Source organism: Aquabacterium sp. (assembly GCF_044226965.1).
GTDB lineage: Bacteria > Pseudomonadota > Gammaproteobacteria > Burkholderiales > Burkholderiaceae_C > Pseudaquabacterium.
In genome coordinates this window covers 33,661-56,037 of the sequence record NZ_JBGAGA010000032.1, presented here as the reverse complement: position 1 = coordinate 56,037, position 22,377 = coordinate 33,661, and the positions used below count along the sequence as shown (strand labels likewise).

Annotated in this window: 23 protein-coding genes; 9 read left to right on the top strand and 14 right to left on the bottom strand. The window is 71.7% G+C overall.

Annotated elements, in window-relative coordinates:
- Positions 1–17: 17 nt before the first annotated feature.
- From ACILR4_RS15715 to ACILR4_RS15705, 3 genes are all read left to right on the top strand, one after another.
- A complete protein-coding gene (locus ACILR4_RS15715) occupies positions 18–1,214 on the top strand; it encodes an MFS transporter (RefSeq protein WP_395701794.1) in 1,197 nt (398 codons plus the stop codon).
- Positions 1,215–1,275: 61 nt separating this feature from the next.
- Positions 1,276–1,671 carry a thioredoxin family protein gene (locus tag ACILR4_RS15710; protein ID WP_395701793.1) on the top strand — a complete coding sequence of 132 codons (396 nt, stop codon included), beginning with the start codon at positions 1,276–1,278 and terminating at the stop codon, positions 1,669–1,671.
- On the top strand, positions 1,671–2,399 hold the full coding sequence (locus tag ACILR4_RS15705) for a cytochrome c biogenesis CcdA family protein (RefSeq protein ID WP_395701792.1): 729 nt from the start codon (positions 1,671–1,673) through the stop codon (positions 2,397–2,399). The genes ACILR4_RS15710 and ACILR4_RS15705 overlap by 1 nt, the downstream gene beginning before the upstream one ends.
- A gap of 18 nt (positions 2,400–2,417) precedes the next feature.
- Here the strand turns inward: ACILR4_RS15705 and ACILR4_RS15700 are convergent, their stop codons facing one another.
- The 4 genes from ACILR4_RS15700 to ACILR4_RS15685 form a co-directional block, all read right to left on the bottom strand.
- Complete coding sequence (locus ACILR4_RS15700) at positions 2,418–3,698, bottom strand: NAD(P)/FAD-dependent oxidoreductase (protein WP_395701791.1); 1,281 nt, start codon at positions 3,696–3,698, stop codon at positions 2,418–2,420.
- A gap of 63 nt (positions 3,699–3,761) precedes the next feature.
- Complete coding sequence (locus tag ACILR4_RS15695; RefSeq protein WP_395701790.1) at positions 3,762–5,162, bottom strand: TolC family protein; 1,401 nt, start codon at positions 5,160–5,162, stop codon at positions 3,762–3,764.
- On the bottom strand, positions 5,159–8,416 hold the full coding sequence (locus ACILR4_RS15690) for an efflux RND transporter permease subunit (protein WP_395701789.1): 3,258 nt from the start codon (positions 8,414–8,416) through the stop codon (positions 5,159–5,161). The genes ACILR4_RS15695 and ACILR4_RS15690 overlap by 4 nt, the downstream gene beginning before the upstream one ends.
- The gene (locus tag ACILR4_RS15685; protein WP_395701788.1) at positions 8,416–9,495 is read right to left on the bottom strand and encodes an efflux RND transporter periplasmic adaptor subunit; all 1,080 of its coding nucleotides are present in this window, start codon (positions 9,493–9,495) and stop codon (positions 8,416–8,418) included. The genes ACILR4_RS15690 and ACILR4_RS15685 overlap by 1 nt, the downstream gene beginning before the upstream one ends.
- 145 nt (positions 9,496–9,640) lie before the next feature.
- On the opposite strand from ACILR4_RS15685, the gene ACILR4_RS15680 reads away from it, so the two are divergent.
- Positions 9,641–9,940, top strand: coding sequence for an ArsR/SmtB family transcription factor (locus ACILR4_RS15680; RefSeq protein WP_395701787.1), 300 nt, complete (start codon positions 9,641–9,643; stop codon positions 9,938–9,940).
- A gap of 7 nt (positions 9,941–9,947) precedes the next feature.
- On the opposite strand, the gene ACILR4_RS15675 is transcribed toward ACILR4_RS15680, so the two are convergent.
- From ACILR4_RS15675 to cydP, 8 genes are read right to left on the bottom strand one after another with little or no spacing between them, the layout of a single operon-like run.
- Positions 9,948–11,081 (bottom strand): NAD(P)/FAD-dependent oxidoreductase, encoded by a 1,134-nt coding sequence (locus ACILR4_RS15675; protein ID WP_395701786.1) that lies wholly within the window; start codon positions 11,079–11,081, stop codon positions 9,948–9,950.
- The gene (locus ACILR4_RS15670; protein ID WP_395701785.1) at positions 11,081–11,701 is read right to left on the bottom strand and encodes a hypothetical protein; all 621 of its coding nucleotides are present in this window, start codon (positions 11,699–11,701) and stop codon (positions 11,081–11,083) included. Before ACILR4_RS15670 ends, ACILR4_RS15675 begins: the two co-directional genes overlap by 1 nt.
- An 18-nt stretch (positions 11,702–11,719) precedes the next feature.
- Complete coding sequence (locus tag ACILR4_RS15665) at positions 11,720–12,001, bottom strand: cyd operon YbgE family protein (protein ID WP_395701784.1); 282 nt, start codon at positions 11,999–12,001, stop codon at positions 11,720–11,722.
- Positions 11,998–12,120: a cytochrome bd-I oxidase subunit CydX gene (cydX, locus tag ACILR4_RS15660; protein WP_395701783.1), complete on the bottom strand. Its 123-nt coding sequence runs from the start codon at positions 12,118–12,120 to the stop codon at positions 11,998–12,000. The genes ACILR4_RS15665 and cydX overlap by 4 nt, the downstream gene beginning before the upstream one ends.
- 27 nt (positions 12,121–12,147) lie before the next feature.
- Positions 12,148–12,768, bottom strand: coding sequence for a ubiquinol-cytochrome c reductase iron-sulfur subunit (petA, locus tag ACILR4_RS15655; protein WP_395701782.1), 621 nt, complete (start codon positions 12,766–12,768; stop codon positions 12,148–12,150).
- Between the two features lie 22 nt (positions 12,769–12,790).
- The gene (gene cydB, locus ACILR4_RS15650) at positions 12,791–13,933 is read right to left on the bottom strand and encodes a cytochrome d ubiquinol oxidase subunit II (RefSeq protein ID WP_395701781.1); all 1,143 of its coding nucleotides are present in this window, start codon (positions 13,931–13,933) and stop codon (positions 12,791–12,793) included.
- A 10-nt stretch (positions 13,934–13,943) separates the two neighbouring features.
- A complete protein-coding gene (locus tag ACILR4_RS15645) occupies positions 13,944–15,500 on the bottom strand; it encodes a cytochrome ubiquinol oxidase subunit I (protein ID WP_395701780.1) in 1,557 nt (518 codons plus the stop codon).
- A complete protein-coding gene (gene cydP / locus ACILR4_RS15640) occupies positions 15,500–15,679 on the bottom strand; it encodes a cytochrome oxidase putative small subunit CydP (RefSeq protein ID WP_395701779.1) in 180 nt (59 codons plus the stop codon). Before cydP ends, ACILR4_RS15645 begins: the two co-directional genes overlap by 1 nt.
- Positions 15,680–15,876: 197 nt before the next feature.
- Between cydP and ACILR4_RS15635 the strand changes: the two genes are divergently transcribed.
- Both ACILR4_RS15635 and ACILR4_RS15630 read left to right on the top strand, forming a co-directional pair.
- A complete protein-coding gene (locus ACILR4_RS15635; RefSeq protein WP_395701778.1) occupies positions 15,877–17,217 on the top strand; it encodes a sigma-54 interaction domain-containing protein in 1,341 nt (446 codons plus the stop codon).
- Between the two features lie 55 nt (positions 17,218–17,272).
- On the top strand, positions 17,273–17,419 hold the full coding sequence (locus tag ACILR4_RS15630) for a DUF3149 domain-containing protein (protein ID WP_395701777.1): 147 nt from the start codon (positions 17,273–17,275) through the stop codon (positions 17,417–17,419).
- Here the strand turns inward: ACILR4_RS15630 and ACILR4_RS15625 are convergent.
- Together ACILR4_RS15625 and htpX are read right to left on the bottom strand one after the other, a co-directional pair.
- Positions 17,416–18,372: a TIGR00730 family Rossman fold protein gene (locus ACILR4_RS15625; RefSeq protein WP_395701776.1), complete on the bottom strand. Its 957-nt coding sequence runs from the start codon at positions 18,370–18,372 to the stop codon at positions 17,416–17,418. The genes ACILR4_RS15630 and ACILR4_RS15625 overlap by 4 nt on opposite strands.
- Positions 18,373–18,400: 28 nt before the next feature.
- Positions 18,401–19,276 (bottom strand): protease HtpX, encoded by an 876-nt coding sequence (gene htpX, locus ACILR4_RS15620; RefSeq protein ID WP_395701775.1) that lies wholly within the window; start codon positions 19,274–19,276, stop codon positions 18,401–18,403.
- A gap of 176 nt (positions 19,277–19,452) precedes the next feature.
- On the opposite strand from htpX, the gene ACILR4_RS15615 reads away from it, so the two are divergent.
- From ACILR4_RS15615 to ACILR4_RS15605, 3 genes are all read left to right on the top strand, one after another.
- On the top strand, positions 19,453–20,268 hold the full coding sequence (locus tag ACILR4_RS15615; RefSeq protein ID WP_395701774.1) for an ABC transporter ATP-binding protein: 816 nt from the start codon (positions 19,453–19,455) through the stop codon (positions 20,266–20,268).
- On the top strand, positions 20,268–21,062 hold the full coding sequence (locus ACILR4_RS15610; protein WP_395701773.1) for an ABC transporter permease: 795 nt from the start codon (positions 20,268–20,270) through the stop codon (positions 21,060–21,062). Before ACILR4_RS15615 ends, ACILR4_RS15610 begins: the two co-directional genes overlap by 1 nt.
- Before the next feature lie 139 nt (positions 21,063–21,201).
- Positions 21,202–22,341, top strand: coding sequence for a dipeptidase (locus ACILR4_RS15605; RefSeq protein ID WP_395701772.1), 1,140 nt, complete (start codon positions 21,202–21,204; stop codon positions 22,339–22,341).
- Positions 22,342–22,377: the final 36 nt, after the last annotated feature.

Genomic DNA, 22,377 nt, shown 5'->3' with positions numbered 1-22,377 from the left:
CGTTCGCCTGTCCGCCCATGACCCCGTCCCGCTCCACCGCGCTGCTGCTCAACATCGCCCACACGCTGGACCACCTGTTCCTGCTGATCTTTGCCGCCGCGGTGGGCACCATCGCGCACGACTTCGGCTTCCAGCGCTGGGAGGACGTGATGCCCTACGGCACCGGCGCGTTCCTGATGTTCGGCCTGGGCTCGCTGCCCGCGGGGCGGCTCGGCGACCTGTGGGGGCGGCGCCAGATGATGCTGGTGTTCTTCTTCGGCATGGGCGCCTCGGCGCTGCTGTGTGCGCTGGCGCAGGGCCCGTGGCAACTGGCCGGTGCGCTGACGCTGCTGGGGCTGTTCTCGGCCATCTACCACCCGGTGGGCATTCCGATGCTGGTGCAGGGCGCCAGGCGGCCGGGCGCCACCATCGGCGTCAACGGCCTGGCGGGCAACATGGGCATTGCCGCGGCGGCGCTGGTCACCGGCCTGCTGGTGCAGGCCTTCGGCTGGCGCGCGGCGTTCGCGGTGCCGGGCCTGGTGTGCCTGGCCCTGGGCCTGGTGTTTGCGCGGGTCGCGCCGCGCGAAGCCGAGCCGCCGGCCCGGCGCGCACGCCAGAACGCGGTGGCGCTGGACAGCGGCCAGCTCGCCCGCGTGCTGGTGGTGATGACGGTGGCCTCGGCCTCGGGCGGCCTGCTGTTCAACCTGACGACCAACGGCAATGCCCAGCTGCTGCAGCAGCGCCTGGCCGGCCTGGTGACCGACCCCTCCACGCTGGGGGCGATGCTGGCGGCCGTCTACGCGGTGGCCTCGCTGGCGCAGGTGGTGGTGGGCCGGCTGCTCGACCGCGTGCCGCTCAAGCGCCTGCAGCTGTTCGTCGTCAGCTGCCAGGCGCCGCTGTTGCTGCTGGCCTCGCAGGCGCAGGGCTGGTGGCTGTATGCCGCGCTGCTGGGCGTGATGGTGCTGATCTTCGGCGCCATTCCGTTCACCGATGCGGTGATCGTGCGCTACGTCGACGACCGCATGCGCTCGCGCGTGGCCGGCATGCGGCTGACCATCTCGCTGGGCATCAGCTCGCTGGCGGTGTGGGCGCTGGGCCCGGTGGTCAAGGCCGCGGGCTTCGAGGTGCTGCTGCTGGCGATGGCTGGCATCGCGCTGCTCACCGCGACGGCGCTGCTGGCGCTGCCGGGCGAGCGGGCCGCCGCGCCGCGGCCGGCCGTGGGCGGAGCCTTGTAAGGTTTCGCCGGCCGGCGCCGACCAAGCGGATTACCGGTTTCGTCTTCAGGAGAGTCTCCCCATGCGTCGTCGTCAGACCCTGGCCCTGCTGGCCGTGTGCGCCCTTGCTGCGATGGCCCAGCTGTCCGCGGCCGCCGAGCCGCGCAAGTTCAGCCAGGCGGCCTTCGACCAGCTGGCCCGCGAGGGCAAGCCGGTGGTGGTGGATGTCAGCGCCACCTGGTGCCCCACCTGCAAGGCGCAGAAGCCCATCATCGACGGCCTGCTGCGCCAGCCCGCCTACCAGGGCCTGACGCTGCTGGCGGTGGACTTCGATGCCGACAAGCCGGTGCTGCGCCAGTTCAAGGTCAGCGCACAGAGCACGCTGGTGGCCTTCAAGGGCGGCAAGGAAGTGGCCCGCTCGGTGGGTGACACCACGCCCGAGGGCATCGAGGGGCTGTTCAAGCAGGCCCTGCGCTGATGGCGCTGGGCCCGGGCAGCCTGGGCCTGGCGCTGCTGGCCGGCCTGCTGTCCACGTTGTCGCCCTGCGTGCTGCCGATCCTGCCGATCCTGCTGGGCTCGGCGCTGGCCGCGCATGCGCGCGCGCCGCTGGCACTGGCCGCCGGGCTGGCCTTGTCCTATGCGGTGATCGGCACGGCCATCGCGTGGGCCGGCGCGGCCTTCGGCTTCGACACCGCCAGCCTGCGCAGCGTGGGCGCGGTGCTGCTGGTGCTGCTGGGGCTGGTGCTGCTGTCCGGCGCGCTGCAGCAGCGTTTCGCGGTGGCCACCGCGGGCCTGGGCGACGCCGGCCAGCGCTGGCTGGCCCGGCTCGATCCGCAGGGCCTGCGCGGGCAGTTCATCGTCGGGCTGATGCTGGGCGTGGTGTGGAGCCCCTGCGTCGGGCCGACGCTGGGCGCGGCCATCGTGCTGGCCAGCCAGGGCACGCAGCTGGCGCAGGCCGCGCTGGTGATGGCGCTGTTCGGCCTGGGCGCGGCGCTGCCGGTGCTGCTGCTGGGGGCGGTGTCGCGCGCCGCGATGCTGCGGCTGCGCGGCCGCCTGCTGCAGGCCGGCCGCGCCGGCAAGACGGTGCTGGGCGCGCTGATGCTGGCGATCGGCCTGCTGATCCTGAGCGGCCTGGACAAGCCGCTCGAGGCCTGGCTGGTGCAGGCCTCGCCCGACTGGCTGACGCGGTTGACGACCCGGTTCTGACGCCGTCGCGCCGCCCGCCTACTTGTGGTCCATCAGCCGCGTGATGCCCAGCGCCTTCAGCACGTACTTCTCGTACACCGGCTCGGAGCTGCCGTTCTTCATCTTGTAGAGGAAGTACTTCTCGAACGCGATCTTGGCCAGGTGCACCCACTTGCCCTTCTTGAACCAGTTGACGTTGCGCGGCGGGATCTGCGGCAGCGCGACGAAGGCGGCGCCGGTGTCGCCCATGTCGGCCAGGCAGATCGCGTTCCAGGTGCCCTTGGCCGTGACCGACTCGCCCTTCAGCTCGGCGGCGATGTTGTGCACGATGGCCGAGACCATCGATTCGATCATGTAGCCAGTCTTGGGCGCGCCGGTGGGCACCGGCGTGACCTCCACCGGCGGGATCGCCACGCACACGCCGGCCGAGTAGATGTTGCGATATTTCTTGCTGCGCTGGTATTCGTCGATCAGCACGAAGCCGCGCGGGTTGCACAGGCCTTCCACCTGCGCCACCGCGTCCACGCCCTTGAAGGCCGGCAGCATCATGCTGTACTTGAACGGCAGCTCGTGCTCGCGCTTGACCTGGCCCATGTCGTCGAGCTCGGTGACGAACATCTTGCCGTCCTCGACCTTGGTGACCTTGGCATTGCAGATCCACTTGATGTCGTGGTTGCGCAGCTCGCTCTCGAGCATGCTCTTCGAGTCGCCCACGCCGCCCAGGCCCAGGTGGCCGATGTAGGGCTCGGCCGTGACGAAGGTGATGGGCACCTTGTGGCGCGTCTTGCGCTTCTGCAGGTCGCGGCTGAAGATGAAGGCGAACTCGTAGGCCGGGCCGAAGCACGAGGCACCCGGCATCGCGCCGATGATCGCCGGGCCCGGCGCCTCGAGGAAGCGCTGGTAGGCGCCCAGCGCATGCTCGGCATGGTCGGTGGTGCAGATCGACTGCGTGAAGCCGCCCACCGGGCCCGAGCCCGGCACCTCCTCGAAGGCCAGGCGCGGGCCGGTGGTGATGACCAGGTAGTCGTAGGCCACGCGCGAGCCGTCCTTCAGCTCCACCGCGTTGCCCTCGGCGTCGATGCGGGTCACCGGCTGGCCGATGAACTCGATGCCCTTCTTCTGCAGCGCCGGCGCGATCGGCATCGTGATCGCCTCGCGCTCGCGCCAGCCCACCGCGAGCCAGGGGTTCGACGGCACGAACTGGAAGTAGTCCAGCGCGTTGATCACGGTGATGCGGTGGGCCGAGCCGAGCTCGGCCTTCAGCTCGTAGGCCGCCGGCATGCCGCCGAGGCCGGCGCCGAGGACGACGATGTGTGCCATGGGGTTGTCTCCTGTGGGTCGGGGTGGGGGGATCGGATCAGGTGGGGGGCTGGCGGGCGCGGGTCAGCGCGCGGCCGGCGCGGGCAGCTGGGCGTTGGCCTGCTGCAGCGTGGATTCGTCCAGTTCGCCGGCGATGGCGGCCAGCCGCAGGCGGTCGACCAGTTGCCGCACGCGGGCCGAGACCAGCGCCAGCCGGGCGCCCATCGCATCGTTCTCGGCATTGAGCAGGTCCAGCGTGGTGCGGTCACCGGCCTGCTGGCCGACGCGGGTGGCGTCCAGCCGCAGCTGGCTGGCGGCCTGCGCGGCGGCCAGCGCCTCGAGCCGACCCTGGCCCACCGAGAGGTCGAGCCAGGCCGCGCGGGCCTGCTGCGTGACCTGCAGCCGCACCTGCGCCAGCTCGGCGCGGGCCTGGTCGACCCGCGCGCGGTGCTCGGCATGCTGGGCACTCTGCAGCCCGCCGGTGTACAGCGGCACCTGCAGCTGCAGGCCCACCGCAGCCTGCGCGGCGGTGTTGCTGGCGCGGCCGAAGTCGCCGTCGCCGGACAGGCGGTCGCGGCCCATCATCGCCACCACGTCCACCGTGGGCGCATAGGCCGCGCTGCTGGCGTGGGCCTGGGCCTGCGCCACCTGCAGCTGCGCCTCGGCCAGCTGGCGCTGCGGGCTCTGGCGTTCGGCACGGGCCAGCCATTCGGGCAGCGTGCCCAGGTCGTCGATGCGCGGCGCGGCCTGCGGCAGGGCCAGCGCCTGCGCGGCGTTGCCCAGGCCGGTCAGGTCGTCCAGCGCCTGGCGCGCCAGGCTCAGCTGCGTCTGCGCCGCCAGCACCTCGGCCTTCAGCGCGGCCAGCCGGGCCGCTGCCTCGTGCACTTCGGTGATCGGCTTGTCGCCAAGGCGGAAGCGGTCCTGCGCCTCGGTGGCCGCACGCGCCACGGCCTGCTGCTGTTGCTGCAGCAGGCGCAGCCGCTCGGCGGCCAGCGCCGCGTCGAAGTAGGCCTGCGCGGTGCGCAGCATCAGCGCCTGGCGGGCCTGCGCCCACTGCAGCTCGGCGGCGCGGGCGGCCACGCTCAGGGCCTCGCCGCGCGCGCTGCGCTCGCGGCTGTAGACAGGCTGGCGCAGCGCCAGCGCGTAGCGCGCCGACGGGCCACCGGTCACCGAGGTGTCGAAGGCCACGCCGGTGGCGCTGCCGAAGCCCGGCGCCGCGAACTGCGCGCCGCGCACCGCGCTCTCGCTGCGCGCATAGGCCAGGCCGGCTTCGAGCGCGACGGTGGGCTTCCACAAGGCCTCGGCCTGCCGGCCCTGGGCCTGGCCGGCCTGGCGCTGCGCCTCGGCCACCGCGGCCTCGGGCGCGTGGCCCTGCGCGGCCTGCCAGGCCTGCACCAGGTCCAGCGCGCGGGCGGGCCCGGTCGCCAGGGTCAAGGCGCCGGCCAGCGCGGCCAGCGCGACGATGCGGTGACGCAGCGGCTTCATGCGGCGGCTCCTTGGGGGTGGGCCACGGCCTCGGGCCGGTGGCGGTAGGCCACGAAGTACAGCAGCGGGATCACCACCAGCGTCAGCAGCGTGCTGACGAAGATGCCGAAGATCAGCGAGATCGCCAGGCCGTTGAAGATCGGGTCGTCGAGGATGAAGAAGGCGCCCAGCATCGCGGCCAGGCCGGTCAGCACGATGGGCTGGGCCCGCGTGGCGGCCGAGCGCACCACCGCTTCCTTCAGCGGCATGCCCTGCGCCACCTGCAGGCGGATGAAGTCGACCAGCAGGATCGAGTTGCGCACGATGATGCCGGCCAGCGCGATCATGCCGATCATGCTGGTGGCGGTGAACTGCGCGCCCAGCAGCGCATGGCCCGGCATCACGCCGACGATGGTGAGCGGGATCGGCGCCATGATGATCAGCGGCGTGAGATAACTGCCGAACTGCGCGACCACCAGCAGGTAGATCAGGATCAGGCCCACCGCGTAGGCGGCGCCCATGTCGCGGAAGGTCTCGTAGGTGATCTGCCACTCGCCGTCCCACTTCAGCGCGTAGTCGCGCCAGGCATCGGCCGGCTGGCGGATGAAGGTCTCGCCCAGGGTGCCGCCGCCGGGCGTGCGGATGGCCGCCAGCGCCGCGCGCATCTTGAACATGCCGTACAGCGGGCTGTCGACCGCGCCGGCCATGTCGCCGACGACGTAGTGCACCGGCAGGCCGTCCTTGTGGTACTGCGGCTGCTCGCGCTGCGTGTCGCTCACGCGCACCAGCTCGCGCACCGGCACCAGCGCGCCGGCGGCCGAGCGCACGCCCAGCTGCAGCAGCGTGTCCAGCTCGCCCTGGCGCTCGGCCGGCAGCATCAGCGTGGCGGCGGCGGGGTACTTGCTGCCGTCGTGCAGGTAGGTCACCGGCTCGCCGCCGAGGCCGGCCTGCAGCGTGCCGACGATGGCCGCTTGCGGAATGCCCAGCTGCGCGGCCTTGCGCCGGTCCACCAGCAGCAGCTGCTTCGGCGCGTCGGCGATGCCCGAGTCATCGACATCCACCACGCCGGGGGTGGCGCTGAACACCTGGCGCACCGCCTGCGCCACCGTGCGGCGGCCGTTCGCGTCGGGGCCGTAGACCTCGGCGACGATGGGGGCCAGCACCGGCGGGCCGGGCGGCACTTCCACCACCTTGACGTTGGCGCCATGGCGCAGGCCGATCTTCTGCAGCTCGGGCCGCAGGCGGGTGGCGATGGCGTGGCTCTGCTCGCTGCGGTGGTGCTTGTCGACCAGGTTCACCTGCAGGTCGCCCACCTCGCCGCCGGCGCGCAGGTAGTACTGCCGCACCAGGCCGTTGAAGTTGATCGGCGCGGCGGTGCCGGCGTAGGCCTGGTAGTCCACCACTTCAGGCTGGCGCGCGATGTAAGCGGCCATCTCGCGCAGCACCGCGGCCGTGCGCTCCACCGGCGTGCCGGCCGGCATGTCGACCACCACCTGGAATTCCGACTTGTTGTCGAAGGGCAGCATCTTCAGCACCACCAGCCCCAGCACCGGCAGCGCCAGCGAGACGGCGATCAGCCCGGCCACGGCCAGACCCAGCAACGCGCGATGGCGCGCGCCGCGCTGCTCGTCCAGCAGCGGGCGGAAGATGCGTTCGAACAGCGGGCCGATGCGCGCGGCCAGGCCCTTGGGTTCGGCCGCATGGCCGGCCGCGGGCGCGGCATGCGCGTCGTGCTTCAGCCACAGGCGGGCGAGCCAGGGCGTGACGATGAAGGCGATGGCCAGCGACAGCAGCATGCCCATGCTGGCGTTGATGGGGATCGGGCCCATGTACGGCCCCATCAGGCCGGAGACGAAGGCCATCGGCAGCAGCGCGGCAATGACCGTCAGCGTGGCCAGGATGGTCGGGCCGCCGACCTCGTCCACCGCGCCGGGGATCAGCTGCACCAGCGTCTTCTCCGGGTGCAGCGCCATGTGGCGGTGGATGTTCTCCACCACCACGATCGCGTCGTCGACCAGGATGCCGATCGAGAAGATCAGCGCGAACAGCGACACCCGGTTCAGCGTGAAGCCCCATGCCCAGGAGGCGAACAGCGTGACGGTGAGCGTGAGGATCACCGCGCTGCCGACGATGGCCGCCTCGCGCCGGCCCAGTGCCAGGAACACCAGCGCGACGACCGAGGCGGTGGCGAACAGCAGCTTCTGGATCAGCTTCATCGCCTTGTCGTTGGCGGTGGCGCCGTAGTTGCGCGTCTCGGCCACTTCCACGCCCTGCGGGATCAGCGTGTTGCGCAAGGCGCCCACGCGCTGCATCACCGCATCGGCCACGCCGATGGCGTTCTCGCCCGGCTTCTTGGTGATGGCGATGGTCACCGCGGGGCTCTCCGCCGGGGTCTTGCCGGCGGTGCCGTGCCACACGTAGCGCTGCGGCGGCAGCGGGCCGTCGACGACGCGGGCCACGTCCTGCAGGTAGACCGGTCGGCCGTTGCGCACGCCGACCACCAGCTCGGCCATCTCGCGCGCGTCGCGCAGCCAGGGGCCGGCCTCGAGGTCGACCGCGCGGTCGGCGCCCAGCACCTGGCCCAGCGGCGCGCCCTGGTTGGCCGATTGCAGCGCCTGGCGGATGTCCTGCACCGCCACGCCGCTGCCGGCCATGCGCGCGGGATCGAGTTCCACCCGCACCGCGCGGCCGGGGCCGCCGATGGTCACCACCTCGCGGGTGCCGGGCACGCGCTTCAGGTCGGCTTCCAGCGTGTGCGCCACGCGCTCGAGGTCGAAGGCGCCGGCCTGCGGGTCGCTGGCGTGCAAGGTGAGCGTCACGATCGGCACGTCGTCGATGCCCTTGGGCTTGATCAGCGGCGCGCCCACGCCCAGGTTGCGCGGCAGCCAGTCGGCGTTCGCGTTCACCGTGTCGTACAGCCGGACCAGGGCCTCGGTGCGCGGCACGCCGACCTTGAACTGCACGGTGATGACGGCCAGGCCCGGGCGCGAGACGCTCATCACGTGCTCGATGCCGGCCATCTGCGACAGCACCTGCTCGGCCGGCGTGGCCACCATCTGCTCGACATCGGCCACCGCCGCCCCGGGGAAGGGGATCAGCACGTTGGCCATCGTCACGTTGATCTGCGGCTCTTCCTCGCGCGGGGTGACGAGCACCGCGAACACGCCCAGCAGCAGCGCCACCAGCGCCAGCAGCGGGGTGATCTGCGCACTCTGGAAGAAGCGGGCGATGCGGCCGGAGACGCCCAGGCCTGCGCTGTGCGGGGATTCGTTCATCACTGCACCCGCGCGGCGGCCTGGGGATCGAGCGCGACGCGCTCGCCGGCCTTCAGGCCCGACAGCACCTCGACCTGGTCGCCCTGCACCGGGCCCAGGCGCAGCTGGCGCAGCAGGGGCTTGCCGTTGGCGTCCAGCACGTAGACCGCCTTCAGCTCGGCGCGCTGCACCACGGCGCTGGCGGGAATCGTCACCCGCTGCGACACCGTGCCGCCGGCAGGCAGCCAGGCGCGGGCGAACATGCCGGGGCTGGCCGCGGTGTTGGGCGGCAGCTCGAGCCGCAGCACCGCGGTGTGGGTGCTGGGGTCGGCCGACGGTAGCAGCTGCCATTGCTGCGGCACCACGCGGCTGGCGCTGGCGCCCGGCAGCTCGATCGAGAACTGGCCGGCCGTGGCCGCGCGCAGCGCCGGCACCGCCGTCTCGGGCACCGCCACCGACACGCGCAGTGCGCTGGGGTCGTACAGCGTCAGCAGCGGGCGGCCCGGCATCGCCATGTCGCCCAGCACCACCGGCAGGTCGGAGACGATGCCGTCGTACGGCGCCTTGACGACGAAGTAGCCGGTCTCGGTGCGCGCGGCATTGGCGGCGGCGAGCTGGGCCGCGGCCTGCGCGCTGGCGGACTTGTACTGGGCCTCGGCGCGCTCCAGCGCGGCCTGGCTGATGTACTGCTTCTGGAACAGCTGGCGCTGGCGCTCGTATTCGGTGGTGGCGGCATCCAGCGCGGCGCGCGCGGCCTGCACCTGGGCGGCGGCGGCGCCGGCCTGCTGCTCGGCGGCACGCGCATCCAGGCGCAGCAGCACCTGGCCGGCCTTGACCTTGTCGCCCACCTTCACCGGCAGGCTCACCACCGCGCCGGCCACCTGCGCGGCCACCACGGTCTGGCGCACGGCCTCCACCGCGCCGTCCTGCGCCGAGGCGCGGGCGCCGGCCTGGGGCGCCACCACCAGCGTGGCCAGTTGCGGCGCCTGGGCGGCGGCGGGGCGGGCCGGGCCCGCGAGCGCGGCAATGGCCAGCACCACGGCGGCCAAGCCACGCGCCGGCGGCACCGGACGGCAAAGGCGCTGCGATCTACACACCATGAATCTCTCCTGCGGTTCCGTTTCTGGTTCGGATACTGTAGTATTTAACTATGTACGCAAATAGTCAAGCAATAACATGACGCGGATGCCGTCGAAGACTGGCTCGCGGCCGCCCGGGGTGGCGGCCGGCCCGGCCTGCCCTTCGATGGACGGGCTGCCCCCGGGCGAACTGGCGCGGGTGGCCGCCTACTTCCACGTGCTGGCCGAGCCGACGCGGCTGCAGATCCTGAACCTGCTGCGCGAGGGCGAATGCAATGTCGGCCAGCTGGCGCGGGCCTGCGCCTGCACCTCGGCCAACGTCTCGCGCCACCTGGCGCTGCTGGCGCAGCACGGCCTGGTGCGGCGCGAAGGGCGCGGCACCGCGGCGTACTACCGCATTGCCGACAGCTCGGTGTTCGCGCTGTGCGAGCGGGTCTGCGGCCAGGTGGCCGGGCGCCGCGGGTAAACGTAGGTCAGCGGTAGCGCCGCAGGTACTGCCATTCGAAGCCGCGCTTGGCCCAGTGCATCAGCCGGCCGGCCGGCAGCAGCCCGTTGCGCCGCGGCGTGCGCCAGATCAGCGTGCCACTGTCCAGCGCGTCGACGATGCACACCAGCTCGGCCTCGAAGCCGGCCTGCGAGTCGCGGCCTTCGAGGTCGGCCACCAGGTTGCGCGCGGCGGCCTCGGCCTGCAGGTCGGCCATGTGCGCCTGCTTGGGCATCCAGTCCGGGCCCGGGAAGCTGCCGGCGTCGCCGGCCACCACCACCCGCGCGAAGCCCGGCACGCGGCACTGCGCATCGGCGCGCAGCAGGCCGCCCGGCGAGCGCGGCAGCGTCGTCTGGTCGAACCAGGCGTTGCCGGTCATGCCGGGCATGAACAGCAGCAGGTCGGCCGGAAACTCGCCGCCTTCGGTCACCACCCGGTCGGGCTCGAAGCGCACCAGCTTGTGTCCCAGGTGCGTGCGGATGCCGCGGCGCGCCATCTCGTCGAGCAGGTAGCGCACGGCCTTCGGGCCAAGGCGGTTGCCCGGCTCGCTGGACGGGTTGAAGAACACCAGGTCGAACTGGGCGCGCCGGCCTTCGCGGCGCAGCTGCTCGTCGATGCCGAACAGGAACTCGAACATCGGTCCGCCGCGCACCGCGGTGGGCTCGTTCGGGTTGCCGGCGAAGCCGATCGCGATGCTGCCGCTGCGCAGTGCCTGCAGCCGGTCGCGGATGCGCTCGGCGGCGGCAATGCCCTCGCAGGGCGTGATCGCGTGCTCGATGCCCGGCAGCTTCTTGATGAAGCGGCCACCGGTGGCGATGACCAGGCCGTCGTTGGCTTCGGTGCCGGCGCTGGTGTGCACGCTGCGGCCATCGTCCGACAGGCCGGTGACCTCGGCCTGCACGAAGCGCACGCGCTGGCGGGCGAAGAACCGGTCCAGCGGCACGATCAGGTCCTCGCGCCGGCGCAAGCCGCTCGGGATCCAGATGATGCCGGGCAGGTAGTGCAGCTCGGCGCGCGGGGCGATCAGCGAGATCTCGGCGGCCGGGGCCTGGCGGCGCAGCGCGCGCACGGCCGAGAGGGCGGCGAAGCCGGCCCCGAGGACGGTGATGCGGTGGGAGGTCATCAGTGCACTCCGTTGGCGATGGGCCCGGTGGCGACGCGGGCCAGGAACTCGTCGCGCGCGGCACCGCCGAACCAGGGGTGCCAGCGGCGTTGCTCGAACACGGTACTGGCGGCGCGGCCATGCCGCGCGTGGCCGCTGAACAGCAGCGTCTCGCCCGGCAGCGGGAAGATCTGTTCGGTCACGCTGTCCCAGAGCGCCTGCGGCAGCGCCGGCCGCGGCTGGTGCGGACAGGCGTCTCCGGCCAGCAGGCCGCCGCAGAACAGCCGGTCGCGCCAGCGGAAGCTCAGGCAGTGCGGGGTGTGGCCGGGGGTGGCGAGGACGCGGATGAACTCGTCACCGAACGGCAGCAGCGGGTCGGCCGGCACCGCATGCACCACCAGCGGCGCGTCCAGTTGCTGCAGTGCGGCCAGCGCGCGCCGCTCGTCCGGCGCCAGGCAACGGTCGTGCTCGTGGGTGCGCAGCACCCAGCGCGTGGCGAGCCGGTGCTCGGCCAGCATCGCGCGCAGCACCGGCAGGTCGGTGCCGCGCGGGTCCACCAGCACCGCCTCGCCGGCGGCCAGGTCGGCCAGCAGGTAGCTCATCGCGCCGCTGGCTTCGTCGTGCAGCATGCGGAAATACATGGACGCTCACTTCATGGGTCAGGCCATCCGGGCCAGCGCGGTGGCGGCGGCCAGGCCCAGCGCCAGCAGCATCGCCCGGCCGGAGAACAGCCAGCGCCAGGCCCCGTGGCGCGGCACGAAGCCTACGCCACGCACGAAGCCGGCACTCATGGCCCAGGCCAGCAGCAGCGCCAGGCCATGGTCGGCGCGGCCGGCGTGGGCCAGCAGCGGCGGGTAGGCGGTGACGGCCAGCATGATCGCCAGCGCCGCGGCCAGGCAGGGCCCGTGCAGCCGCTGCGGCGCCTGTGTTTCGCCGCTCATGAGCCGCCGCCGTCGCGCTCGGCGTCGGCGCGGGCCTGTTCGTTCTCGCCCCACATCGCGTTCATCACGGCCAGCAGCACCGCGAAGCCGACGCCCAGGATCCAGGTGAAGTACCACATGCCTTGTTCTCCTTCGGCCAGCCGCGCTCAGGCGCTGCCGTCTTCGCCGATGACGAGCCGCGTCTCGCTCAGGTAGCGGTGCGGCGGGATCTCCAGGTTGCTGGGCGCCGGCTTGTCCTTGAACACGCGGCCGGCCAGGTCGAAGGTGGAGCCGTGGCAGGGGCAGAAGAAGCCGCCGTGCCAGTCGCCGCCGACGCTGGGATGGCCGCTGCCGGCGGCCACCGCGGTGGGCGAGCAGCCGAGGTGGGTGCAGATGCCCACCGCGACGAAGACCTCCGGCCGCAGCGAGCGCCCGGCATTGGCCAGCGCCGGCGGCAGGTGGTCGCGCGCCGAATCGGGGTCGGCCAGCCGCGCGGCCTGGCCCTGCAGCGCGGCCACCATCTCGGGCGTGCGGCGCTGGATCCACACCGGCTTGCCACGCCATTCCACCGTCTTCAGCGCGCCGGGCGCAAGGTCGCCGATGTCCACCGTCACCGCGGCGCCCTGCGCTTTGGCGCGTTCGCTCGGTGCCAGTGAAGCGACCAAGGGCACGGCCGTGGCCACTGCCGCGGCGCCGCCGGCGACGCCGGTGGCAATGAGCCATTGGCGGCGCTCGGCATCGCCGGCCGGCAGGCCGGTGGGTTCAAGGGGCAGGGCGGCGGAGGACATGGCGGGCTCCCAGGGCTCAGCGCTAGTAAGCGGTGTGGCGGTTGGCGCGGATGTGCTCCACGGTGACCTTGCCGCGCATCACGCGGTAGGCCCAGCCGGTGTAGAAGACGATCAGCGGCATGAAGATCAGCGTGGCCCAGAACATCAGGCCCAGCGTCAGGTGGCTGGAGACGCTGTCCCACACCGTGAGGCTGGCCGCCGGCAGCGTGGACGAGGGCATCACGAACGGGAACATCGCCGCGCCGGCGGTGCCGATGATGCCGGCCATGGCCAGCGCCGAGGCCACGAACGCGGCCAGCGTGCGCCGCGCGGCCACGAGCGCCGCGGCCAGCAGCGCGCCGGCCACGCCCAGCACCGGCAGCGCCCACAGCAGTGGCTGGTGCTGGTAGTTGGTCCACCAGGCCTCGGCGCTGCGCACCACGGTCTTGGCCATCGGGTCGGGTGCGGCCCCCGGGTCCACGGCCGACGTGATCGCATAGCCTTCGATGCCGCCCAGCCGCAGCCACAGGCCGGCGGCCACGAAGGCCAGCACGGTGACCAGCGTGGCCCCGACCGCCGCCTTCGCCGCGCGCGCCTGGATCGCGCCTTCGGTGCGGTGGGCCAGGTAGGTGCCGCCGTGCATCGTGATCATCGCGCTCGAGACCACGCCGGCCAGCAGCGCGAAGGGGTTCAGCAGCTGCCAGAAGCTGCCGGTGTAGCGCGACACCAGGAACTCGTCGAACTGGAACGGCACGCCCTGCAGCAGGTTGCCGAAGGCCACGCCGAAGATCAGCGGCGGGACCGCCCCGCCGACGAACAGGCCCCAGTCCCAGGTGGCGCGCCAGGTGGCGTTGTGGATCTTGCTGCGGTAGTCGAAGCCCACCGGCCGGAAGAACAGCGCCCACAGCACCGCCAGCATGGCCCAGTAGAAGCCGCTGAAGGCGGTGGCATACACCAGCGGCCAGGCCGCGAAGAGGGCGCCGCCGCCGGTGATGAACCACACCTGGTTGCCGTCCCAGTGCGGGCCGACGGTGTTGATGACGACGCGGCGTTCGTCGTCGCCGCGGCCGACGAAGGGCAGCAGCGTGCCCACGCCCATGTCATGGCCGTCCATGACGGCGAAGCCGATGAGCAGCACGCCGACGAGCAGCCACCAGAGGATCTTGAGGGTCGGGTAGTCGAGCATGGCGGTGTCCTCAGGCGTGTGCCGCTTCCAGCGCATAGCGGCCGGTGCCCAGCGATCCCGGGCCCTGGCGCGCGAACTTCTGCATCAGGTAGACCTCGACCACCAGCAGCACGGTGTAGAAGCCGACGAAACCGGCCAGCGAGCCGTACAGGCTCTCGACGCTGAGCGTGGACACGCTCAGGTGCGTGGGCAGCACGCCGTAGATGGTCCAGGGCTGGCGGCCGTATTCGGCGACGAACCAGCCCAGCTCGCTGGCGATCCACGGCGCCGGCAGCATCAGCAGCGCCCAGCGCAGCAGCCAGGGCCGCGCCGTGCATTGCGCCTTCAGCGTGCTCCAGAACGCCAGCGCGAACAGCGCCAGCATCGCGAAACCCAGGCCCACCATCGCGCGGAAGCTCCAGAACATCGGTGTCACCCGCGGCACGGTGTCGTTCACCGCGCGCTCGATCATCTCGGGCGTGGCCTGGCGCACGTCGGTGGTGTACTTCTTCAGCAGCAGCCCGAAGCCGAGGTCGCCCTGCGTGCGCTGCAGGGTCTGCAGCGCCGCGCCGTCGTCGCGGTGGCGGCGCAGCGTTTCGAGCGCGGTGACCGCGGTGATGCCGTTGACGATGCGCTCGCGGTTGCGGACCTTGATGTCGTGGATGCCGGGAATCGTCCTGCTCACCGAGCGCGTGCCGATCAGGCCCATCACCCACGGCACCTCGAGTTCCCAGCGGTTGCGCTGCCCGGCCTCGTCGATGCCGGCGATCAGCTTCAGGCCGGCCGGCGCGGGTTCGGTGTGCCACATCGCCTCCAGCGCCGCCATCTTGGTCTGCTGCGCCTCGCCGACGGTGTAGCCGCTCTCGTCGCCCAGCACGATCACCGAGCAGGCGCTGGCCAGGCCGAAGGCGGCGGCGACGCGGAAGCTGCGCTTGGCGAACTCGACGTCGCGGCCCTTCAACAGGTACCAGCTGGAGACCGACAGCACGAACATCGCGCCGGTGACGTAGCCGGCCGAGACCGTGTGCACGAACTTGGCCTGCGCATCGGGGTTGAACACCACGGCCCAGAAGTCGACCATCTCCATGCGCATCGTCTGCCAGTTGAACGCGGCCCCCACCGGGTTCTGCATCCAGCCGTTGGCGATCAGGATCCACAGCGCCGAGAGGTTGGTGCCGATGGCCATCAGCGCCGTCACCATCAGGTGCTGGGTCTTGGACAGCCGGTCCCAGCCGAAGAAGAACAGGCCGATGAAGGTGCTTTCGAGGAAGAAGGCCATCAGGCCCTCGATGGCCAGCGGCGCGCCGAAGATGTCGCCGACGTAGTGCGAGTAGTAGGCCCAGTTGGTGCCGAACTGGAACTCCAGCGTGATGCCGGTGGTGACGCCCAGCGCGAAGTTGATGCCGAAGAGCTTGCCCCAGAAGCGGGTCATGTCCTTCCACACCACTTTGCCGGTCATCACGTAGACCGACTCCATGATCACCAGCAGCCAGACCATGCCCAGCGTCAGCGGCACGAACAGGAAGTGGTACATCGCCGTCGCGGCGAACTGCAGGCGCGACAGGTCGACCAGCGATTCAGGAATCATCAGCGGGCTCCGGAAGTTGTCGGGGCGGCCGGCGCCGGCGCGGCCAGGTGCTGCGCGGCGGCAGGGCCGTCCACCGTGACGCGGCCGTCGCGCACGAACAGCCACCACAGCAGGGCCAGCACCAGCACTTTCAGCAGCACGGCCACGGCCAGGTGGCGCATCAGCAGGCGGTCGGTCATGGGCCTGCTTATACAAGTGTCGTGCCAGCCTGGCCAATTGAAAAACCCGTGACGGATCAATGCCTTGCCTGCGCAGGCCGGGAGCGGGCCGGCGCCGGTACTGCCAGTGGTGCTGCCAATCTGGCCGTGACTGGCAGTCCTTGGCAGCCGGCGGCAGAATCGCGGTGTCCCGCCTGCGCACACCCCACCGTCCCGCCATGGCCTCGCCGCCGCCAAAACGCCTTCCCGCCGCCCCGAGCCGCCTGCTGCCCGAACTGGTGTCCTACCTGGAAGGGCTGCCGGAGCCGCACATCCTGTTCGACAGCCGGTACCGCATCCTGGCCGCCAACGCGGCCTACCGCGGGGAGTTCGGTCCGCAGGGCTCGGTGGTGGGCCGCACCTGCTACGAGGTCTCGCACCACTTCACCGTGCCCTGCGACCAGGCCGGCGAAAGCTGCCCGCTGGCCCGTGCGCGCCAGAGCGGCCAGCGCGAGCGCGTGCTGCACCTGCACCACACGCCGCAGGGCGAGGCCTACGTCAACATCGAGCTCGTGCCACTGCACGACGCGGACGGTGCGCAGGCCTACTTCATCGAGAAGATGGAGGCCCTGCGCGTGGCCCAGGGGGAGCCGGCGGCGCAGGGCCTGATCGGCCGCTCGCCGGCGTTCCAGGCCATGCTGGGGCTGGTGGCGCGCGTCGGGCCTTCTGAAGCCAGCGTGCTGCTGCTGGGCGAATCGGGCACCGGCAAGGAACTGGTGGCGCGCGCGGTGCACGACGCCAGCCCACGCGCGGCGCGGCCGCTGGTGGTGGTGGATTGCGCGAGCCTGCCCGAGACCTTGTTCGAGAGCGAGCTGTTCGGCCACGAGAAGGGCGCCTTCACCGGCGCGCAGAGCGCCAAGCCCGGCCTGGTGGAAGCCGCCAGCGGCGGCACGCTGTTCCTGGACGAGGTGGGCGACATCCCGCTGCCGATGCAGGTGAAGCTGCTGCGCCTGCTGGAAAGCGGTACCTTCCGCCGCGTGGGCGGCACCGACCTGCGCCGGGCCGACGTGCGGCTGGTATCGGCCACGCACCGCGACCTGCTGGCGCTGATCGACGAAGGCCGCTTCCGCGAAGACCTGTACTACCGGCTGAGCACTTTCCCGATCGAGCTGCCGCCGCTGCGCGAGCGGCCGCAGGACCTGCCGCTGCTGGCGGCCGCGCTGCTCAGCCGCGTGGCGCCGCAGCGCCGGCTGGCGCTGGAGCCGGCGGCATTGGCGCGGCTGGCCCGGCACGGCTTTCCGGGCAACGTGCGCGAACTGCGCAACGTGCTCGAACGCGCGGCCTTGCTGACCGACGGCACGCGCATCGGCGCCGCCGCCATCGAGCAGGCGCTGGGCATCGGCCGCCGGCCGGCCAGGACCCTGGCGCCGCCGGCGCGGGCCGCCGCCGACGCGGCGGTGCTGGCCGCCGCGCTGCGCCGGCACCAGGGCTCGCGCGAGGCGCTGGCGCGCGAACTGGGCATCAGCGTGCGCACGCTGTACCGGCGGCTCAAAGCGCTGGGCATTGCGCCAGGTCAGTGACGCAGGCCCCTTTCGCGCCGTTCAATGAAGGCCTGTACCGTCGCGTGGAGTGAACATGCAAGCCCTGAAGGAACTCTTCAGCAGTGACGTCGGCCTGATGAGCCTGGCCACCCTGGGCATCATCATCGGCATGGCCGCGTATTTCATCCGCTACTTCCTGCACCACATGCACGAGGACGAGGCCAAGCTGCAGAAGCACTAGTCGGGCGATGCGCCGGCACCGCCGGTGGGTGATCGCCCGGACTGGCGGTACCACTGCGCGATGTCGTCCCAGATTTCCTGCGCCGTCTCGGCGTACCAGAAGAGCTCGCGGTCCTCGGGATCGATGGTGCCCTCATCGATGAGGAAGTCGATGTCGAAGGCACGCCGCCAGTAGGCCTGGCCCACCAGCACGATCGGCACCGGCTCGATCTTGCGCGTCTGCACCAGGGTCAGGGTCTCGAAGAGTTCGTCGAAGGTGCCGAATCCGCCGGGAAAGGCCACCAGCGCGCGGGCCCGCAGCAGGAAGTGCAGCTTGCGCATCGCGAAGTAGTGGAACTGGAAGCACAGCCCCGGCGTCACGTAGGGGTTCGGGTACTGCTCGTGCGGCAGCGCGATGTTCAGCCCGATCGAGGGCTGGCCGGCGTCATGGGCGCCGCGATTGGCCGCTTCCATGATGCCGGGGCCACCGCCGGTCATCACGACCAGCCGCTGGCCGCTGACGGGGTCCGGGGTGCTCGCGGCGAGCCTGCCGAAGTCGCGCGCGACCTCGTAATGCCGGCTCTTGTCCACCAGCCGGTGCGCCGTGGCCAGCCGGCGCTGCAGGCCGGCATCGTCGGGGCTGTGGGCGGCCTGCCGCTGCAGCGCGGCGAGCTGGCGCGCTGCCGCGGCCGGCTCGGGGATGCGGGTGCTGCCGAACACGACGATCGTGTCGCGCACGCCATGGCGCTGCAGCGCCGACTCGGCCTTCAGGTAGTCGAGCTGCAGGCGCGCACCGCGGTTGTCGGCAGACTGCAGGAAGTCCAGGTCGCGGTCGGCCTCGCGGTAGCTCGGGTCTTCGATGACGGCCCGCACCCGCGCCGGCGCGTCGGGTTCGTCCAGCGTGGCCTTGGGCGCATGCCAGGGCAGCGCCTCGCGACGGTGGCGCGGAGGGGCCGGAGCGGGAACGCGTGCCATCGGCCGGGCCTCGGTGCGCCGCCTGCGCTCAGCCCGCCGCGCGCAGCGCGGCGATGCGGCGCTCGATCGACGGGTGGCTGGCAAAGAGCGCCATCCACGCCGGTGTTCCGGTGATGCCCATCGCGCGCAGCGATGTGGGCAGCGCGCCGGCCGCCACGCCCGCCAGCCGGTTCAGCGCGCCGATCATCGGCTGCGGCGAGCCCAGCAGGCGCGCCGATTGCCGGTCGGCCCGGAACTCGCGGTGGCGCGAGAAAGCCATCACGATCATCGACGCCAGCAGGCCGAACACGATCTCGCAGACGAACACGGTGAGGTAGTAGCCGGGTCCCAGCCGGCGCTCGTCGTTCGAGCGGAACAGCGTGCGGTCGACCGCCAGGCCCACCACGCGCGCCAGGAACACGACGAAGGTGTTCACGACGCCCTGCACCAGGGTCAGCGTCACCATGTCGCCGTTGGCGACATGCCCCAGCTCATGGCCCAGCACGGCCTCGATCTCGTCGCGCGGCATCGCCTGCAGCAGGCCGGTGGACACGGCCACCAGCGCGCTGTTGCGGAAGGCCCCGGTGGCAAAGGCGTTGGGCTCGCCTTCGTAGACAGCCACCTCGGGGCTGCGCACGCCAGCGCGCTGCGCGAGCGCGGCCACGGTGTCCAGCAGCCAGCGCTCGGTCGGGTTCGCCGGCGCCGTGATCACCCGTGCGCCAGTGGTCCAGCGCGCCATCGGCTTGGAGATCAGCAGCGAGACGATGGACCCGCTGAAGCCGACGATGAGCGAGAACACCAGCAGCGTCGGCAGGTCCAGCCCCTGCTGCGTCAGGTACCGGTCGGCGCCCAGCAGGCGGATGACGCTGCCCAGCATCACCATCACCGCCAGGTTGGTCACCAGGAAAAGGGCGATGCGCTTCATCGATCGCCTTGCACGAGGGTTGCCATGGCGGCCATTGGATGCGCCGCACCGGCACTCCGCCTTGCGCTTTCTCAGGCCGCACGCTCGAAGAAGGGCGGCCACGTGACAAGGCCTTGAGCAGGCGCCGGCTTGCGCTCGATCAAGCCCGGCGCGCCGCGAGCGGCGAGCATCCGGTCATGCCGGACGACGACCCGCCGATCGTGCTGAGCGCGGACGCGCTGACCCGCCGCTTCGGCCCGCACACGGTCGTCGACCGGGTGAGCCTGTCGGTCGCGCGTGGCGAGGTGTTCGGGCTGCTCGGGCGCAACGGTGCCGGCAAGAGCACGCTGATCAAGATGCTGACCACGCTGCTGCCCCCCAGCTCGGGCAGCGCGCGCATCGAGGGCTTCGACATCCGCAGCCAGGCCACGCGCGTGCGCGCGCTGGTGGGCTATGTGCCGCAGGCGCTGTCGGCCGACGGCGAGCTCACCGGCTACGAGAACCTGCTGGTGTTCGCACGCCTGTACGAGCTGCCGCGCGCGGTGCGAACCCAGCGCATCGAGGAGGCGCTGGCCTTCATGGGCCTGGACGACGCGGCGCACCGGCTGGTGGCCACCTACTCGGGCGGCATGATCCGCCGGCTGGAGATCGCGCAGTCGATGCTGCATCGCCCGCGCCTGCTGTTCCTCGACGAACCCACGGTGGGCCTCGATCCCGTGGCGCGCGAGACGGTGTGGCAGCACATCCGCCGCCTGCGCGAGCGCTTCGACACCACCATCTTCATGACCACCCACTACATGGACGAGGCCGAGGCGCTGTGCGGCCGCTTCGGCATCCTGCGCGCCGGCGCGCTGGTGGCCTGCGGCCGGCTGGACGAGTTGCGCGCCGCCAGCGGCCTGCCCGCGGCGACGCTGGACCAGCTGTTCGCCCACTACACCGGCGCAGCGCAGGAAGCGGTGGACGCCTACGCCGAGACCTCGGCCGAGCGGCGCACCAGCCGGCGGCTGGCCTGATGACCGACACCATGCTGCGCCGGGCCGGGCAGTACCTGTCGAAGGTCGGCGCGATCGCCGACATGGACATGCGCAAGCTGCGCCACGATCCGAGCGAGCTGCTGACGCGTGCGATCCAGCCGCTGCTGTGGCTGATGGTGTTCGGGCAGGTCTTCGCGCAGGGCCGCGGCATCCCCACCGGCGGGATCGACTACCTGGCGTTCCTGGCGCCCGGCATCCTGGCGCAGAGCGTGCTCTTCGTCGCCATCTTCAACGGCATCTCGGTGATCTGGGAGCGCGACCTCGGCATCGTGCACAAGTTCCTCGCCAGCCCGGCACCGCGCACGGCGCTGGTGCTGGGCAAGGCCCTGGCTTCGGGCCTGCGGGCGCTGGTGCAGGCGCTGATCGTCTATGCGATTGCGGTGGCCTTGGGTGTCCACCTGGCCTGGAGCCTGCCCGCGCTGTTGGGCTCGGTGGCGCTGATCCTGCTGGGTGCGGGGCTGTTCTCGACCTTCTCGCTCATCATCGCCTGCATCGTGAAGACGCGCGAGCGCTTCATGGGCATAGGCCAGGTGCTGACGATGCCGCTGTTCTTCGCGAGCAACGCGATCTACCCGACGTCGATCATGCCGGACTGGCTCAAGGCCATCGCCCGCGCCAATCCGCTGACCTACCTGGTGGACGGCCTGCGCGCGATGATGTTGGGCCTGCACGCCGGCACGTTCGCGCTGGCGCTGGACTTCGCGGTGCTGGCAGGCGCGCTGGCCGTGCTGGTGCTGATCGGCGGGCGGATGTACCCGCGGCTGATCACGTAGCGCCCAGGCGCCCGCCGGGCGAACGGTCCAGCCGCGTGTGCATCGATTCAATCCTGCCTTCGGTCACGCGTGCACGGTGACCTTGACGACGGGCTCAGCCAGCAGTCTCATGGCACCAAGCACTGGCTGCCTGCCCATGATGTCTTCCTGCGCCGAGCATTGCGACCCAACCCGCCGAAGCGTGCTGCGCGGGCTCGCCAGAAGTGGTGCGCTGGCTACCGGGGCCACCCTCGGGTGGCTGGCTGGCGAGGCCGAGGGCGCGGCTCGGAACAATGACGCGCTGCAAACCGACGCGGAGACCGCCGCACTGGTCGAGAGCCTGATCGCGGTCGACATGCACTCGCATGCCGCCGGGGTCAATGGCCGGCCCGCGCCGACCTACGACCTGGCGGCGCGCCTGCGCAGCGGTGGCATGACGGCCGTGTGCCTGTGCCACTCCGCCGATGTGCCCGTGATCCGGCGGGAGCCCGACGGCAAGGTCGTGACGGTCCGCAGCCCCCATCCGGGAGAACTGTGGAACCACACGAAGAAGCGGCTGGCCTGGGTCGATGCGCTGGTGCAGGCCCAGGGCCTGCGCAGGGCGCTGAAGCGGGGCGACCTCGAGGCCCTGCATGCCGACAGGGCACCCGCCATCGTGCAGGCCATCGAAGGCAGCCAGTTTCTGGAAGGCCGGCTGGAACGGATCGGGGAGGTGTTCGCACGCGGCGTGCGGCAGCTGCAGGTCGTGCACTTCTTCGTCAGCGAGATGGGCGACAACCAGACCGAACCTGCCACGCAGGGCGGTCTCACGGCCTTGGGCAAGGAGGCGATCGCCGAATGCAATCGACTCGGGCTGGTGGTGGACGTGGCCCACGCGTCGATGGCGTTCGTGGAGGCGGCGGCGCAGGTGTGCAAGACACCGCTGCTGCTGTCCCATACCGCCATCGCGAAGCGGGATGACCGCATGCAGCGCTTCACGCGGCTGGTCTCGTCCGCACACGCCAAGCTGGTGGCGCAGACCGGTGGCGTGGTGGGCATCTGGGGCGCACCGCTGGCCTACAAGACGATCGACCAATGGGCCGACGGCCTGGCCCACGCGGCCGACATCGTGGGCGCAGACCATGTGGGCATGGGCACGGACAACTCGGGCTTTGGTGCACTGCCCGGCGTGTGGGAGGACTATGCGGACTTTCCGAAGGTGGTGCAGGCCATGCGCAGGCGCGGCTTCACCGCCGCGGAGATCCGCAAGATCGCGGGAGGCAACTACGTGCGGGTGTTCAACCGGTCCGTGCGCGCGTGACACTCGCCAATCGCGGCGGATGCGAAAAGGAACCAT

Bases quoted from the DNA above. Each gene is read 5' to 3' on its own strand.
- ACILR4_RS15715 (WP_395701794.1), top strand. From the start codon at position 18: ATGACCCCGTCCCGCTCCACCGCGCTGCTGCTCAACATCGCCCACACG.
- ACILR4_RS15710 (WP_395701793.1), top strand. From the start codon at position 1,276: ATGCGTCGTCGTCAGACCCTGGCCCTGCTGGCCGTGTGCGCCCTTGCT.
- ACILR4_RS15705 (WP_395701792.1), top strand. From the start codon at position 1,671: ATGGCGCTGGGCCCGGGCAGCCTGGGCCTGGCGCTGCTGGCCGGCCTG.
- ACILR4_RS15700 (WP_395701791.1), bottom strand. From the start codon at position 3,698: ATGGCACACATCGTCGTCCTCGGCGCCGGCCTCGGCGGCATGCCGGCG.
- ACILR4_RS15695 (WP_395701790.1), bottom strand. From the start codon at position 5,162: ATGAAGCCGCTGCGTCACCGCATCGTCGCGCTGGCCGCGCTGGCCGGC.
- ACILR4_RS15690 (WP_395701789.1), bottom strand. From the start codon at position 8,416: ATGAACGAATCCCCGCACAGCGCAGGCCTGGGCGTCTCCGGCCGCATC.
- ACILR4_RS15685 (WP_395701788.1), bottom strand. From the start codon at position 9,495: ATGGTGTGTAGATCGCAGCGCCTTTGCCGTCCGGTGCCGCCGGCGCGT.
- ACILR4_RS15680 (WP_395701787.1), top strand. From the start codon at position 9,641: ATGGACGGGCTGCCCCCGGGCGAACTGGCGCGGGTGGCCGCCTACTTC.
- ACILR4_RS15675 (WP_395701786.1), bottom strand. From the start codon at position 11,081: ATGACCTCCCACCGCATCACCGTCCTCGGGGCCGGCTTCGCCGCCCTC.
- ACILR4_RS15670 (WP_395701785.1), bottom strand. From the start codon at position 11,701: ATGTATTTCCGCATGCTGCACGACGAAGCCAGCGGCGCGATGAGCTAC.
- ACILR4_RS15665 (WP_395701784.1), bottom strand. From the start codon at position 12,001: ATGAGCGGCGAAACACAGGCGCCGCAGCGGCTGCACGGGCCCTGCCTG.
- cydX (WP_395701783.1), bottom strand. From the start codon at position 12,120: ATGTGGTACTTCACCTGGATCCTGGGCGTCGGCTTCGCGGTGCTGCTG.
- petA (WP_395701782.1), bottom strand. From the start codon at position 12,768: ATGTCCTCCGCCGCCCTGCCCCTTGAACCCACCGGCCTGCCGGCCGGC.
- cydB (WP_395701781.1), bottom strand. From the start codon at position 13,933: ATGCTCGACTACCCGACCCTCAAGATCCTCTGGTGGCTGCTCGTCGGC.
- ACILR4_RS15645 (WP_395701780.1), bottom strand. From the start codon at position 15,500: ATGATTCCTGAATCGCTGGTCGACCTGTCGCGCCTGCAGTTCGCCGCG.
- cydP (WP_395701779.1), bottom strand. From the start codon at position 15,679: ATGACCGACCGCCTGCTGATGCGCCACCTGGCCGTGGCCGTGCTGCTG.
- ACILR4_RS15635 (WP_395701778.1), top strand. From the start codon at position 15,877: ATGGCCTCGCCGCCGCCAAAACGCCTTCCCGCCGCCCCGAGCCGCCTG.
- ACILR4_RS15630 (WP_395701777.1), top strand. From the start codon at position 17,273: ATGCAAGCCCTGAAGGAACTCTTCAGCAGTGACGTCGGCCTGATGAGC.
- ACILR4_RS15625 (WP_395701776.1), bottom strand. From the start codon at position 18,372: ATGGCACGCGTTCCCGCTCCGGCCCCTCCGCGCCACCGTCGCGAGGCG.
- htpX (WP_395701775.1), bottom strand. From the start codon at position 19,276: ATGAAGCGCATCGCCCTTTTCCTGGTGACCAACCTGGCGGTGATGGTG.
- ACILR4_RS15615 (WP_395701774.1), top strand. From the start codon at position 19,453: ATGCCGGACGACGACCCGCCGATCGTGCTGAGCGCGGACGCGCTGACC.
- ACILR4_RS15610 (WP_395701773.1), top strand. From the start codon at position 20,268: ATGACCGACACCATGCTGCGCCGGGCCGGGCAGTACCTGTCGAAGGTC.
- ACILR4_RS15605 (WP_395701772.1), top strand. From the start codon at position 21,202: ATGTCTTCCTGCGCCGAGCATTGCGACCCAACCCGCCGAAGCGTGCTG.